The following is a 13,965-nucleotide window of genomic DNA, read 5'->3' on the forward strand; positions in this document are numbered from 1 at the left end:
TTCCTCTACCGTGTTCCTAATCCCCAACTTAATACTAATCGCCGTATCGATCTACATAATCGCCAGAGGGGTCCAAGCCTATAAGGCCTTCAAGGAGGCCAGGCTAGGCCTCTTCGCGGCGGGCCAAATCCTCTTCGCGGCCTCTCTGCTAATAGAGGGCCTCGCGGGCGCGGCCACGCCCCCGGGCTTTCTCAAATTCTTCGCGTCCTTGTTCCTCTTCTCGTACCAGATAATGGGCGTCGGGCTTCTGCTCGTCGCCATCTCGGTCACGCCCACGGCGGCCTTCGCCGCGTTCATCGCAACGCCTAGGGGGCCAGGAGGCGCTTATGGGCTCGACGTGCTCATAACCGTCGACGCGGCGTTGGCGGCCTACATAGGCGCCGTGTTGATATACAGAAAGGGGAGTCCTCTCGTGTCCACGGCCTATTTCCTACTGGCCGGAAGCTTGGTCTTGGTCCACATGTACTGGATCGCCATCTCGCTGAGGGCTCTGGCGGCCTTGTTCTTGGCCGTCGGCGTGACCTATGCCGAGGCCGAGAAGAAGTAGGATAGAGATCTTGGCCGACGTGCTCTCGGCGCTTGAGCTCAAGTGCTTGAACCCCACGAGGCTCGCCACTGAGGCCAACTTGGCCTACGATAGGTTGGCCAAACTACTAGACGATATGGAGAAGCGGGGGCTCGTGAAGAGGGAGCTCGGGGAGGTCTGCATAACTAAGGAGGGGTTGCGGTTCCTCGAGGAGTACAAGCGTTGGAGGAGCTTCTTGGAGGCCTTCGGCCTATGACCTCAAGGCCGCCCTCGCTTGTTCCACGATGCTCGCCGCGAGCCTCTCGCCGAAGCCTTGGAGCTTGGCTATATCCGAAGGCCTCGCCTTGGCCACGTCGGCCAAAGTCCTAAAACCTGCTTGGTACAACACCCTGGCCCTCACGCGCCCCACCCCCTTGAGGTTCATCACGAGCTCCAGGAGCTCCTCCTTCACCCCGTACACTACCCTGTACGCGGCCTTGAGGGCGTTCTGGGCCCTATCGGGCAGCCCCACGGCGGCTGCCAACCTCGCGGCCGCGGTGCCCAGCCACTCGAAGAGGTCCGCGTACACTCTGAGATCCCCCGGCCCCACTCCGTACTTGTCGTACAACACGTCCTCGGGCGCCTCATTGGCCCACTCCCACAACATCTGCGCCGTCTTCATAGTCTGTCTGGGCTCGTCCTCGTCGAGGGGTAAATGGGGAAAGGCCTCGAGTATCGCCGCTACTGTCTTCTTGTCGAGGCGGCCCCTCCAGATCTTGGGCACCTCCGGCGACGACGCGATGACGTAGATATAAGCCAGCGGCGACTCCTTCCTCATGGACTTTATTAGATCTATATAGGTCGCGGCGGTCTCCGGATCGACGTATAGCTTGGACACGAGCCTCCCCAGCTCGGTCGCGTAGTAGACGTTGTCGTATTTTTCCAAGAAGCCCCAAGCCACGAGCTGGTCCAAGGCCCTCTCGGCTTTGCCCCTCGCTATGGACATAGCCGCGGGGCCCAGTTGCACGTAGGCCAAGGTCGTGGACAAGTAGTCCACTATCTCGTCGTCGGTGTTGGCGTAGCCGCTCCCCACTACGCCTAATAAATGGGAGCGTAAGTTCGCCTCGGAGAAGAGCTGGGACTTTACGGGCTCCACAGACCCTTTTATGTACCTCTCCATTATGTACTCGGCCTCCCTCTTGCTGGAGGCCACGGCTATCGCCTCGCCGTATGGGTCGAGGCCGGGCCTTCCGGCTCTGCCGGCCATTTGTCTGTACTCCATCACGGGTATCTCCTCGACTCCGAAAAGCGAGTCGTATCTGCGCACATCGGCTATGACTACCCTACGAGCCGGCAGATTGACGCCGGCCGCGAGCGTGGTCGTGGAGACCACGGCCTTTATGACGCCTTTCCTGAAGCCCTCCTCGACGATCCTCCTGAGCTCTAGCTCCAGCCCCGCGTTGTGGAACGCGACGCCTCTGGCCACGACCTCGGCGAGCTCTCTGCCTATAGTCTTGCTGGCCGCCTCCTCCTCTATCCTCCTGGCTAGCTCCGAGGCCGCCGACGCGTCTATCAGCCTCCGCCCGCCTGCCGCCACAGCCTCGGCTATCTTCTTGGCGGTCGACACAGTCGCCGATCTGCTGTTCACGAAGACCAGCGCTTGTCCTCCGCCCTCCAACGTGTCGAGGGCCAACGCCACTTCGGGATCGGCTTTATGCTTCACGGACTTACGGGAGCCGTCGGCGTATGTTATCTCGCCGTCGTGGTAGACCCCCTCGACCAACGGCACAGGGCGCCAGTCCGACTTGACCAGCCTCGCGCCCAGCCATTTGGCCAACGCCTCAGGGTTGCCGATCGTGGCGCTCAAGGCTATGGTCTGCGCCTTGAGGCCCAAGTACTTAGCCTTGGCGACGATGGACTCGAGCACAGGCCCCCTCTTGGGGTCCCCCACGTAGTGCACCTCGTCCAGGACTATGAGTCCCACTCTGTTGAGCCAACTCGGCCTATGTCTGAGGAGGCTGTCCAGCTTCTCGTAAGTGGTTATCACCACGTCGTATTTATGGAGCCACGCGTCGTCTGAGTCGTACTCGCCGGTCGACACCGCCACGTCGACTAGATCGCTGTAGTACGAGAAGTGGAGCTGTTTCTCGTAGGCGAGCGCCTTGAGCGGTACTGTGAAGACCGCCATTTTGCCCTCCAAGGCCGTCTTCACTGCGGCCACCTCGGCGAGGAGGGTCTTGCCAGAGGCAGTCGCCGTGGTCATGAGCACGTTTTCGCCGTCCAGTATGCCGGCCCTCACGGCGGCCTCTTGCGGCGGGTAGAGCTTCTCGACGCCGCGTCTCCTCAAGGCTTCTTTAAGCTCAGGAGGTATGGGCAGCGACGAGACGTCCACTGGGGACCCGGGCTACTAATTAATTTTCGACCATGGCGAGCCTGGAGGCGTACGCCAAGAACAACGCGTCCATGAGGGCTCGCCAATTGAAGGCGCGATCCTCGACGAGCCTCCGGGCGGTCGAGATCTCGGCCCAGACGCGCAACCCACAATACCGACAACGGAGTGCCACGGAGGCCTCGTCCTCGCTATATATCAGCCTAGTGCTGCAACGCGGACATCTATAGGTGGTTTCGAACCACAAAGACCCAACGCATCCCGCCTAAAAAGGGCTTGAGTTAACTTAATCGGCGGCGGGGCCCCTCTCTTCTATCTTCTCCCCGTATTCCATTAAGCCTCTGAGGACGCCCTCTTCGCCTATGAGGTCCCTTATAGATATTACCCCGTAGAGCTTCCCGTTCTTGGTCACTACCACGTGTCTTATGTTGTGGGTCCTCATGACCTCTGCCACTTTCCACAAGGGCTCCGAGGCCTCGACGGTTATCACCGGCGTGGTCATGTACTTCTCCGCCGGGATGTTGAGGTCTACGCCCGTGGCGATTGCTCTAACTATATCCCTCTCGGATATAACGCCGAGGGGCACGTCGGGGCTCCTCTCGTCTACGACCACCACTATGCCTATCTTCTTCTCGGCTAAAGTCTTGGCCACTTCCTTCAGCGTCGTCTTCGTGTTCACCGTAATCGGCGGTTTCCTGGCCAGAGTCTCGGCGTTCATGTAGACGCCTTTGGAGGCACAATATAAACTTTTTTGAAATTAACGTTAAAACCGAGCTACATGATGGGCGCATGCCCGCGGTGGCCGGAGTGGCGGAGTCGCGCCAAATAAGGGTGACTATAACCAAGGACTTGCCGCAGTTCCTCGGCCTGGGCCCCTACAAGGCTGGGTCGACCGCCGCGTTGCCGGTCTACACCGCGTTGAGGCTGGTGGAGATGGGCGCGGCCGCGTTGGACGAGCAGTCGCTCCTCAAGCCGCAGGACGTGGCCAGCCTCAAGTTCATCGAGGAGCGAGAGCAATTGCCGGCGAAGCTCCCCGAGGATTTCTACGCGAGGCTCAGAGTCACGGTGGCCCAACTTAAGAGAGATGGCGATTCCAAGACGTTGGGCGCCCTTATACACAACGCGAGGGATTTCTTGATTAAGAGGATCGAGAAGATCGCGCGCGCCTTGGCCGCCTCGCCCGAGCTGATAGACGACGAGGACTTCTTGGGTAGGCTGACGCCGGAGGAGAGAGCCATAGCCCAAGCGCTCCAGAGCGAGATAAAGGCGCTTCTGAACGAGATACTCGCCCCTTAAGATATGTGTTTTATGTAGCCGGGCCTCGGCGTGTAGGCCTCCCCGTTTCTTATCAATAGGTCGATTATCCTCTGGACCTCCGCCGGCGGCACGCCCATCTTCTCCGCCTCCGCCTTCAAGTAGTCTATCTTGACAGGCCCTTTCTCGGCCTCCTCGAGCTTCTTGAGGAGCTCCACGACTTTTATATAGGCCTCCCTCCTGGAGGCGGGCACGCCCGTCACCACAGCATCTATGTCTATAGCGCCGGACTCTATGTCTATGCCCACGGATTTCAAAAAGGCTAGGTACAGCCTTATGGCCCTCTCTGCGTCCTCGGCGGTAGCTATGGGCGATAGCCTCATCTTGGCCTCTGCTATGGTGAGGCGGATCAAGGCCTCGAGTTGCCTGGCGGTTATGGCTATGGCGCTACCTGGCCCTTGATAGTGGCGCCTCATCTCTAGATAGAACTGCCTAATCCTCTCCTTAGCCTCCTCGCCGAGTTGGGGCCTCACATGCCTCCTAGCGTAGATTATGTATTTCCTCAAGAGGTCCGGCTTTATCACGTCCTTGAAGGACTCGGGGAACGCGCCAGTCTGGAGGTCCAATATGTGAGTGGCCACGGCCTTGTCGAAGTCCTCTTGCGGCTCATCCCTTATCACGAATATCAAGTCGAAACGGCTGAGTAACGAGACGGGCAAGTCTATGTTCTCGGCGACGGTGCGGTTGGGAAGATATCTGCCGAAGGCGGGATTGGCCGCGGCTAAGACCGCCGCCCTTGCGTTCAGCGTGGCCACTATGCCCGCCTTGCTTATAGACACGGTCTGTTGCTCCATGGCCTCGTGTATGGCGACTCTGTCCTTGACGTCCATTTTATCTATTTCGTCTATCACGGCCACGCCCTTGTCGGCCAACACCAGCGCTCCGGCCTCTAAGTAGAAATCGCCGGTTAGCTTGTCCCTGACCACGGCCGCCGTGAGGCCCGCCGCGGAGGAGCCCTTGCCGGTGGTGTAGACCGCCCTGGGGGCCACCTTGGCGACGAATTTGAGTAGTTGGGACTTGGCGGTGCCCGGATCGCCTATCAACAACACGTGGATATCCCCCCTCACCCTCACGCCGTCTGGGTACACTATCTCGTTCCCGCCGAATAGGAGGCACGCGACGGCCTCTTTTATCTCCTCATGGCCGTATATGGATGGCGCTATGGACCTCACGATGAGCTCGCGCACGTCCGGCCTTCTCGAGATCTCGAGTATCCTCTTCTCGTCCTCCTTAGTGATGTCCTCGACCAGCTCCTTGTTCGTGGACTCCACGTGGACAGCAGAGAGGAAGGAGCTGAGGACCGGCGGCTTGCCCTTTTTCAACTCGCTCAGAGCCAGATCCAACACGCCCGTTATCGAGACTATATCGCCGGGCTTCACGGAGTCCACCAAGTCGTCGAGGAGTATCACCTCCACCGAGCGGGGGAGTTGGCCGGGCGGCAACTCCTCAGGCCTCTCTTGGACTACCAGCTTCTGCCAGTCTATGTACTGGGAGAGCTCCGTGACCAAGACGAAGGACTTCGCGGCGCCACAACGCGGACACCTAGGCGGCGGCTCCACGCGTCGCTCCAGCTCTTGCGCTAGCTCCAGCTCGTAGCCGCATTGAGTACAGCGGTATAACGCCTTGTGGAGGAAGTGTTTGGGAGGAGTCTGCCTCGTGACTATGCCCTCCACCTTGATGAGCCTGCCCACGTATTCGGACCTCAGCTTCCTCAGAGGGATGGCATAGGGGGAGCCCCTCACGCGGAAATAGAAGCGCCTGAGGCGCTTGGCGGTCTCGGGGTCTTTCTCCTCCACTATCTCGGCAATAACCGCATCGGCAAGCGGCAACACTTGCTTGGGCCTCTCGACTAGGAGGTCGGCGAGCTCCTTGTCGTGGACCAACACGTCGCTGAAATCCACCTCGAGGCTCCTCTTGTGTTGTACTATGATGTTGACCACTTCGTCCAAGATCTTCTCGTTGGAGAGCACCAAGTCCCTCACCTTGTTCTTCACAGTATCCTGCGCTAGCTCGATGGCCACGTAAGTAGGCCTCGTCGTCAATTTAAGAGATCCGTAGACGCGGGCGGAGGGGGGAGAGTAATCCCCAAGTATTAAGCGGCGAGGGGCTTAGACGTAGTCGCTCCTATCGGCTATGTTCCTCGGCCTTTCTCCCCGGAGCCACCTCAAGAGGTTCTCGACGGCCTCCTCGAGCATTTTGCGCCACACGGCCTCGTTGCCGTACCCGCCCGCCACCCAAGGCGTAGCGACGACGTTAGGCAACGCTATTATGTCGGAGTCCTTGGCGAAGTCATTTCTGCCCCACCAGACGTCCGAGGCGAAGACGAAGCGGGGCCTCTCCTTGAGTATTCTGGCCACGGCGGCCTTATCGACGACCTCGGCCCTCCCCACGTTGACGAAAACCCCCTCGGGGTCCATGGCGGCGAGGTGCTCGTATTTAATCAAACCCTTAGTGTGTTTGTTCAACGGCAACGCCGAAATGGCTATCTTGGCGCCCGATAGGGCTTCGCCGAGATCCTTGGTGAACCTCCACGGGCCCTCCCTCTCCCGGCGCGAGAAGCCGTAGACCTCGGCCCCCATGGCTGCGAGGATCTTGGCGGCCCGCGTCCCGATCTCCCCGAGGCCCAACACGGCGGCCTTGGAGCCCGCCACCATGGGGATTCCGATATCCCTCGAGTAGTCCCCCCTCTTCATCCGCTCGTTGTAGTGTAAGACCCTCTTGTAGGCGGCCAAGGCCATGGCCACGGCGAATTCGGCGACCGCATCGGCGTTAGAGCCGGCGTTGCCGGCAACGACTACGTGGGGAGGTATGGCCTCCCAAGGCAGATGGTCCAAGCCTGCGGTAATTACTTGTATGAATTTCAAATTCGGCATAGATCTTATCTCATCTGTAGTTATCCTGAAACAAAGAGCAGCCTCCGCCTCAGCCATGCGGTCCTTGCCCACTATCTCCGCGGCGCGAGAGAGCCTTTCAATTAGGTCTTGGGGCAGATCCACCGACACGTAGACCTTCATAGTCCACTACTTGTCCATAATTTAAAACAACGCGCTAAGACTTGGCGTTGAGCCTCGCGCTGACGCCTCCGTGTTGGGTCCAACGATCGCCGACTTTCACCAACAACGGCAACGAGACGGAGACGCCGGTGATCAAGGCCGCCTCTTCGTCGAGGCCTCTGAGCTGATAGGGGTCGTCCAAGTGCTCCGCCACGGCGGCCACGTATTTCAAGTCGACCGGGTTGATGATGCGCTTGAATATCTGGGTCATGCACTGCGAGAGGGCGTCCGGGTCCAGTTTTGTGGGCCTCTGCGATATCAGGCACAGCCCTAGCCCGAACTTCCGGCCCTCCCTCGCTATCTTCACCAAGTACGGCTTGCTCACGGGCGATTCCCTAGCCGGGACGAAGTTGTGGGCCTCCTCGACGACTATAAGCGTGGGGATATTCAACCGCCTCAACGCGATTTTGTACATGCCGTCCAGAGCCGCCGCTACGAATATCCTCTGGTCGAAGAGGTCTAGGCCCGAGAGGTCCAACACCTTGACGCCCCTCGTCGTGAGCAACTTGGCTGGGTCGAAGAGCTTGACCGGCTCTCCGTTGAAGGTCTCGCCGTAGCGTTCCAGAAAGACGGGGCTTCCCTTGAACAAGGCCCTCAACCTTCCCACGAGGCCTCCCACGGCCATCTCCCCGGCGTAGCCGCCGGGAGCCGCCGCCTTGCCCCCCTCCACTACCTCCTCTATGAGCTCCTCGAGCTCCGTGAGAGGTTGCCTATCGCCGTAGGCGGTCGCGCGTTGCCACCCCTCCTCTAATATCCTCCTCTGGGCGTCCGTGAGGCCATATGTGCTCTCCAGAAGCCGCTCTAACACGCGCAAGGGCAAGGAGCGCGGGTTGAGGGCCACCCTCTCGTACCGCCTGGGCGTCCCGAACTTCGCCTCGAAGGCCTTGTCTTGGGACGAGACGTCGACTTTGCCCACCACGTATACGTCGACCAGCTCCGAGATCGCCTTCCCCTCCTCGGATCTGGGCACCTGCATGGCCGAGTACTCCCCGTGCGGGTCGAGTACTACCACGGCCACGTCCGCGGCCGAGACCAGCCGCTCTATGACGACGCCAGCCAGCCAAGATTTCCCCGCGCCCGTGCTGGCGAGCACTGCACAGTGTTGCGTCACGAGGCGGGTCGCGTCGACGAGGGCCGGTATGTCGTACCCCCAGACGGTCCCCAGCTCTATGTGGGGGCCCTCGCCCCGCGGCGCCAAGAGCCTCGACACGAGCTCGGGCGGCGCCTTGTAGACGTAGTCCAACGGCTTAAGAGGCCTCGAGGGCCTGCCCAACCTCTCGCCCTTCAACGCGCCCATGACCACGGCCTTGGCCTCCGTGTAGTAGAGGATAGACTCCGCGCCGAGGTTCTCCTTTATGTACTTTACAGACTCGGCGTCGTCGAGCTGGGCTATGAGCCGGGGGTCCATCACGGCGTTTTTCCTCCTGATGGCGACGGCCTTTGCGAGGACCCTCTCGTCCGAGCCCGCTATCAAGAGGGAGCCGCTCTCGACCTCAACCCCCATGAAGGTCCGGAATACGAAATAGCTCGTGGAGGGCACCTTCACGACTACTCCCACTGGGTCCACGCTACTGGCGGCCTCGCCTTATTTTACCGCGTCGGATATTATAGGAGCCGGATGACGTTTTGGGGGGTGAACCCCTCCAGCTCGTGGAGGTTCATTATGGGCGTCTTGATCCTGTCCTGATCGTCGAGGCCTATGCGCGGACACGCCGTGTTGATTATGAGGTCGACGCCTAGGTCGTCCAAGAGCTCGGGCGACGCCTCGTCGACCACGACCAACACCCCGTTCATCTGGGCGGCCGCCCTCGCGGCCTCCTCCTTCTGCATCTGCCCCGGCTTCCTCGACACCACGACGGCCACCTTCTCCCTCTTGGACATATAGGCCCTGGCCTTCAGCCCCATGAGCCTTCTGTATTCGCCCTCGATGGGGAAGGCCTTGCCCTTGAACGGGTCGTAGCCCCACACGTCGGCGTTGGGGTAGAACATCTTCACGGCCAAGGGGTAGAAGACGCCCGAGGAGACCACGACGGCCGAGCGACCCGGCGGCTCCCCCACCCAACATCCGGTTATGGGCTCCTCGGCGATCTCCATGGAGTACTGATTAGCCAACTCCTCGGCTATTAGCCTATAGGGGAGGGGGAAATACACCTTGCCCGCGGGCGGCCGCGGCAGGCTGGGCGGAGGCGCGTAGTAGACGGGGACGAAATAGGCCTCCACGTCGCTCGTCCTCAAGACGTATGTGTCCACGTCGATCTTCTCGAGGACTCCTCCAGTGTTCTTCCTCAAAAGATGGGCTATGTTGGGGGGAACGCCGTGGCCTAGATGGACTACCCTCTTGGCCCCCACGCGCACGGCGTCGTCGAGGCCCACGTCGCAACTGCCCCACACCGCCCTGCCGGACAGCCTCGCGCCGGTCCTCTTAGCCAGCTCCACGGCCGCCCATTTGAAGCCCGGAGGCGCCTCCAAGAGGGCGTCGGGGCCTAGGAGCGTTAAGACCTCATCTGGGATTATCAAGTTACCGAGCTCCACGGACTTGAGGAATCCTCAATTAATCTCTTTGCGTCCTCTTCAAGGCGTCGATCAGCTCCTTGGCTATTTCCATCTTCTTGTCCTCAAGCGTCTTGTAGTACCTCTTGAACTCCTCTCTTATCGCCGCGACGACCTTAGCCGCGTCGAACTTGCCGGCCGCTATCTCTTGGAGGGCCGCCTCCATCTTGGACCTCACCTCGGGGTCTATGATCGGCCTCGCGTGTTTCATGAGCGCCGTGGCCAAGGACATGCCGAGGGGCGTCGGCACGCATCTGCCGCCCGTTATTTTCATGTATCCCCTTATCACGTTGGTGTGTATGTGGTCTTGCATAGTCGCGTCTGTGCCTATGCCGTATTTCCTCATGAGCCTCAAGAGCTCCGATTCGGTCATCCTGGGCGGCGGCTCCGTCTCGCGCCTCTCTATTTTGGCCGACACGAGGACGACAGCATCGCCCTTGCGAACGCGGGGGAGCGGCTTGTCCTCCTCCTCCTCGTAGGGATATATCTCCCAATAGCCCTTGGAGAGGACCCTCCTCCCGTCGGCCTCCAGCGCGAGGGGGCCGAGGACCGCCGTTATCCTCTGCCTCTCCACCACCGCAGGGGGGCTCAAGGTGGCCAAGAAGTGCCGCACGACGAACTCATATATCCTCCACGCGCGTTGCCCCAGCCTCGCCTCTATCTCCCTCCTCCCGGCCCCTTTGGTCGGGTGTATCGGCGGATGGGCCTTGTCGTCGTTGTTGCCTCTGGTGGGCTTCAAGGGCCCTCTCAACAACCTCTCGGCGTATTCCCCAAACGGCGTGTTGATTAGCTCCTCCAACAACGACTTGAGGTCCAGGGTGGGGGGATAGATAGTGGTCTCGGTGCGCGGGTACGAGATATAGCCGAGCCTGTAGAGCTCCTCGGCGATGTCTAAGGCGGCCTTAGCCCTTATGTTGAGCCACTTGCTGGCGCGCCTCTCCAGCTCTATGGTGTCGAGGGGGGCGGGCGGCTCGACCTCGGCCCTCTCGTACTTCGCCTCGGCCACTCGGCCCGGCGCCTTCTTGGCCTCCGCCAAGGCCCTCTCGGCCTCCTCCTTGGATTTAAAGGGCTTGGAGCGCATCTCAAGCCTCTGGCCGCCCGCCTCCACTATCGCCTTGACCACGAAGTACTCCTCCGGCTTGAAGTTCATGCGCTCGAGCTCCCTGGAGACCACTAGGCCTAGGACCGGCGTCTGGCACGGGCCGTAGCTCAAGAACTTGCCGAAGGGGAGCGCTTTGGGGTCGACCTCCCTCACCGAGAGGGTCAAGAGCCTCGTGAAGGCGGCGCCCACGGTTAAATCGCTGGCCATCCTCGCGAAGACCTTCTCGACGGTCTTCAGGTCCAAATCCACAGGCCTCTCGAACGCACGCGTTATCTCCTTCTTGGTGACCGCGTTGAAGCGCACGCGTTTGAAACGCGCCGAGGGGTTCACGACTCTGACCTGTAGGACCACCTCGTAGGCGATGGCCTCGCCCTCCGAGTCGGCGTCGAGGGCTAAGTAGACCTCGTCTTGGTCCTTGGCCAAGGCCCTCAAGGCGAATAAGTACTTCAACGTCTCGTCGCGGGGCACCAACACGACGGCCTCCTCGAACAGCTTGGCGGGATCCACCGAGCTCCATTTGTTCAGCTCTCGCGGAAAGTCGAAGTCCAACACGTGCCCGCTGAGGCCTAGGCTGATCGCCGCGAGCCCGTTGTATTTGAACCTATAGGCGGTCACGCCTGCTACCTTGAACTGCGAGTACGAGCCCCCGAGGAATTTGGCTATGGCTTGCGCCACCGACCTCTTCTCGGCGACTATCAACACGCGACTACTCCTCCTTCCATATAAAAAGACGAGGGACGAATACGGCTTTTTCGCAACTTTTTTATAGCAGTGAGTAGCTAGGGCCATGTCGAGCGAGGAGACAGGAGGCGAGGAGAGGCCTTTGAAGAGGCCGCCGCTTCAGAGGCAACCTGCCCAACAGCCGTACCCGCAACAACCTCCGCCTCAGCCGATAGCCCAGCCCCCGCCGCAGTTGCCGCCCCCTCCGCCGCCCCCGCCGCCTCCTCCGGCTGCCACAGGCCCCTACCCGTACCCCTATCCGCCCCCTCGCGCCACGCAGAGGGCGTACCCGCCTCCTCCACCGCCGCCGTTGCCTCTACAACAGCCCACGCAACAAGCCCCGTCGCCAGCTCCGCCCAGGAGGCCCAGCCCACAGCCCCCGACGTCTGTGCCCCAGATGTTGCCCTTGGTCGGAGCCGTCGTGGGCATTGTCGGCGCCGTCTTGGGCGTAATGTCCTTTATACTCTCGTTGGGGGATGTCGGAAGGGCCGTCGAGATGCTCTCCATAACCCTCGCCGCGACTGACGTGGTGTTGGCCATAGCGCTATTCGCCATCTGGAGGGCCTTTTTCAAGAAGAGGTGAAGAACTCCTCCAGGGCCCGCCTCAAGGAGTCGTCGTCTTCGACTATTCGGGCGCCCTTGAGGAGGTCCTTTAACTGCACGTAGACGTCGGGCTCCAAGAATCTGTAATCGAGGAACACTAAGGCGCCTTTGTCGTCCGGCGATCTGAAAAGCCTGCCCACGGCTTGTCTCACCTTGACGATCGCGTTGTAGAGATACACGGCGTTCCAAGCGACGTCGACGCCTAGCCCGGCCGACAGCTCCTCGACCCTCTTGTCCAGATAAACGTCCCTCTCGGGATAAGGCACCCCGACTACCACCACCGTGGACAACAAGTTGACGCCGTCTCTGACGTATTCGACCCCCTCGGCCAACTTGCCCCCCGCCACTGCGAACACGGCGAACTTGGACCCCAGTTCTATCTCCTCCAAGTCCGTGTCCTTGGCCTCTACGTAGAGCGGTATGTTGAAGGACAAGTACTTCCTCACGGCCTTCAACACGTCGTAGCTGGGGAACACCGCCAAGACCCCCCTTGGGGACGCCGCGATGGCCGCCGCTATTCTGCGCGCCATCGCCTTATACATGTCCTCGCCCCTCGACGAGAACTTCGAGGTCACCGACCTGTCGACGACGGCGACGAAGTTGCCCGGCCTTATGTACTCGTCTAACGGCACGTCGAAAACCCTTGTCGATTTGGGGAGGGGGACCGCCTTGACGAACAAATCGACCGGCATCGACCCGCTCATCAACGCCGCGGCCTTGGCCGAGGCGAGAACGTTGGCTATCAGCCTCGAGACGTCGTAGGGCATGGCCCTCAGCCTCAAGCCGTCCTCTGACTCCTCGGCGACGACTAGATACCTCCCTCCTTCTTTCAACGTCTTCAAGAACTCAGCGATGGCCACCAACGGCGAATAGGGCGTAATCCCCTCGTCGGCCTTGCTCCTCACCACCTCGACGGCGGCCCTCTCTATCTGGGACGGCTCCTCGAAGAGGGCGAGGACGTCGCCCACGGACACGGGCCCCGGCCTCAACTCCTTGAGGCCTCTCTGTGCCTTTTGGAGCAAGGCGGCGACCTCCCTCTGGCCGTGTCGCTCGGCGTCGGCCCGGGCCCTCCTCACCTCCCCCTCGGTTATGGAGACCGAGTTTATCGACATAGCCGCGTCAGGCAAGCTGTGGGCCTCGTCTACTATCAAGACAGCCCTCTGGAGATCGACCCAACGATCTGCCCTGGGGCTAAAGGCGTAGAAGTACGTGGCCACGACAACATCGGCGAAGAGCGCAAGGGCCTTGGCGGTCTCGTAGGCGCACGTCCCCGCCTCGCAAGCGGCCTTCACGAATGCGCGGGGGGCCAAAGACTCGGCGGGCTCGAAGGGCCTCGGCGGGAAGTACTTGCACTTGCCCAAGCCCCTCAAGTAGCGACACTCGGCGAGGAATTCAGCATACGGCAAGCCCCTCAGCTCCCTATAACAACACATATCTTGCTTGTTCCTGAGGAACGCGTACTTCAAGTCGACCCCCTTGGCCCTAATCCTCGCCAGCTCCTTGATAGGCTGCAACATCTCGTTCTTGGTCCTGACCAAGTACACCACCTTGGCCCCGACCTCCTCGGCGTAGGCCAACGCGGCGGCCAAGGCCGCGGCGGTCTTGCCCAACCCGGTGGGGGCGTTAACCAACACTATCTTGCCCGATCTGAAGCCGTCGAGTATGGCCTCGGCGAGCTCCCTCTGAAAGGGCCTGAAATCCCGGTATGGGAAAAAACGCTCCACGCGCT

13 protein-coding genes are annotated in these 13,965 nt (G+C 60.8%); 4 read left to right on the forward strand and 9 right to left on the reverse strand.

Annotation, left to right across the window (positions count from 1 at the left end; all coding sequences use genetic code 11):
* Positions 1–10 precede the first annotated feature (10 nt).
* The gene (locus tag ACZ5PA_RS02550; RefSeq protein WP_464930724.1) at positions 11–547 is read left to right on the forward strand and encodes a hypothetical protein; all 537 of its coding nucleotides are present in this window, start codon (positions 11–13) and stop codon (positions 545–547) included.
* Positions 525–782, forward strand: coding sequence for a winged helix-turn-helix domain-containing protein (locus tag ACZ5PA_RS02555; protein ID WP_464930725.1), 258 nt, complete (start codon positions 525–527; stop codon positions 780–782). The genes ACZ5PA_RS02550 and ACZ5PA_RS02555 overlap by 23 nt, the downstream gene beginning before the upstream one ends.
* On the opposite strand, the gene ACZ5PA_RS02560 is transcribed toward ACZ5PA_RS02555, so the two are convergent.
* Genes ACZ5PA_RS02560 through ACZ5PA_RS02570 form a run of 3 tightly spaced genes read right to left on the reverse strand, consistent with a single transcriptional unit; the run spans position 777 to position 3,612 of the window.
* Positions 777–2,897, reverse strand: a complete 2,121-nt coding sequence (locus tag ACZ5PA_RS02560) for a DEAD/DEAH box helicase (protein ID WP_464930726.1) — start codon at positions 2,895–2,897, stop codon at positions 777–779. The two genes, ACZ5PA_RS02555 and ACZ5PA_RS02560, sit on opposite strands and share 6 nt — an antisense overlap.
* 19 nt (positions 2,898–2,916) lie before the next feature.
* Entirely contained in the window at positions 2,917–3,141 is a 225-nt protein-coding gene (locus ACZ5PA_RS02565) for a TFIIB-type zinc ribbon-containing protein (protein WP_464930727.1), read from the reverse strand.
* A 39-nt stretch (positions 3,142–3,180) separates the two neighbouring features.
* A complete protein-coding gene (locus tag ACZ5PA_RS02570) occupies positions 3,181–3,612 on the reverse strand; it encodes a CBS domain-containing protein (RefSeq protein WP_464930728.1) in 432 nt (143 codons plus the stop codon).
* Positions 3,613–3,683: 71 nt separating this feature from the next.
* Here ACZ5PA_RS02570 and ACZ5PA_RS02575 point away from each other — a divergent pair, with 71 nt between their 5' ends.
* Positions 3,684–4,190, forward strand: a complete 507-nt coding sequence (locus ACZ5PA_RS02575) for a replication initiation protein (protein ID WP_464930729.1) — start codon at positions 3,684–3,686, stop codon at positions 4,188–4,190.
* On the opposite strand, the gene mcm is transcribed toward ACZ5PA_RS02575, so the two are convergent.
* From mcm to ACZ5PA_RS02600, 5 genes are all read right to left on the reverse strand, one after another.
* Positions 4,187–6,229, reverse strand: a complete 2,043-nt coding sequence (mcm, locus tag ACZ5PA_RS02580) for a minichromosome maintenance protein MCM (RefSeq protein ID WP_464930730.1) — start codon at positions 6,227–6,229, stop codon at positions 4,187–4,189. The two genes, ACZ5PA_RS02575 and mcm, sit on opposite strands and share 4 nt — an antisense overlap.
* Positions 6,230–6,316: 87 nt before the next feature.
* A complete protein-coding gene (locus ACZ5PA_RS02585) occupies positions 6,317–7,222 on the reverse strand; it encodes a 2-hydroxyacid dehydrogenase (RefSeq protein ID WP_464930731.1) in 906 nt (301 codons plus the stop codon).
* A gap of 34 nt (positions 7,223–7,256) precedes the next feature.
* Complete coding sequence (locus tag ACZ5PA_RS02590) at positions 7,257–8,828, reverse strand: helicase HerA domain-containing protein (protein ID WP_464930732.1); 1,572 nt, start codon at positions 8,826–8,828, stop codon at positions 7,257–7,259.
* Positions 8,829–8,866: 38 nt separating this feature from the next.
* Positions 8,867–9,793, reverse strand: a complete 927-nt coding sequence (locus ACZ5PA_RS02595; protein WP_464930733.1) for a diphthamide synthesis protein — start codon at positions 9,791–9,793, stop codon at positions 8,867–8,869.
* 19 nt (positions 9,794–9,812) lie between these two features.
* On the reverse strand, positions 9,813–11,615 hold the full coding sequence (locus tag ACZ5PA_RS02600; RefSeq protein WP_464930734.1) for a DNA topoisomerase: 1,803 nt from the start codon (positions 11,613–11,615) through the stop codon (positions 9,813–9,815).
* An 85-nt stretch (positions 11,616–11,700) separates the two neighbouring features.
* On the opposite strand from ACZ5PA_RS02600, the gene ACZ5PA_RS02605 reads away from it, so the two are divergent.
* Positions 11,701–12,216 carry a hypothetical protein gene (locus ACZ5PA_RS02605; RefSeq protein ID WP_464930735.1) on the forward strand — a complete coding sequence of 172 codons (516 nt, stop codon included), beginning with the start codon at positions 11,701–11,703 and terminating at the stop codon, positions 12,214–12,216.
* Here the strand turns inward: ACZ5PA_RS02605 and ACZ5PA_RS02610 are convergent.
* The gene (locus ACZ5PA_RS02610; protein ID WP_464930736.1) at positions 12,203–13,960 is read right to left on the reverse strand and encodes an ATP-dependent DNA helicase; all 1,758 of its coding nucleotides are present in this window, start codon (positions 13,958–13,960) and stop codon (positions 12,203–12,205) included. The two genes, ACZ5PA_RS02605 and ACZ5PA_RS02610, sit on opposite strands and share 14 nt — an antisense overlap.
* Positions 13,961–13,965 lie beyond the last annotated feature (5 nt).

This window comes from Thermoproteus thermophilus (genome assembly GCF_055392855.1).

Excerpts from the sequence above, each read along its gene's own strand:
- ACZ5PA_RS02605 (WP_464930735.1), top strand. The coding sequence starts at position 11,701 with ATGTCGAGCGAGGAGACAGGAGGCGAGGAGAGGCCTTTGAAGAGGCCG.
- ACZ5PA_RS02585 (WP_464930731.1), bottom strand. The coding sequence starts at position 7,222 with ATGAAGGTCTACGTGTCGGTGGATCTGCCCCAAGACCTAATTGAAAGG.
- ACZ5PA_RS02575 (WP_464930729.1), top strand. The coding sequence starts at position 3,684 with ATGCCCGCGGTGGCCGGAGTGGCGGAGTCGCGCCAAATAAGGGTGACT.
- ACZ5PA_RS02555 (WP_464930725.1), top strand. The coding sequence starts at position 525 with ATGCCGAGGCCGAGAAGAAGTAGGATAGAGATCTTGGCCGACGTGCTC.
- ACZ5PA_RS02570 (WP_464930728.1), bottom strand. The coding sequence starts at position 3,612 with ATGAACGCCGAGACTCTGGCCAGGAAACCGCCGATTACGGTGAACACG.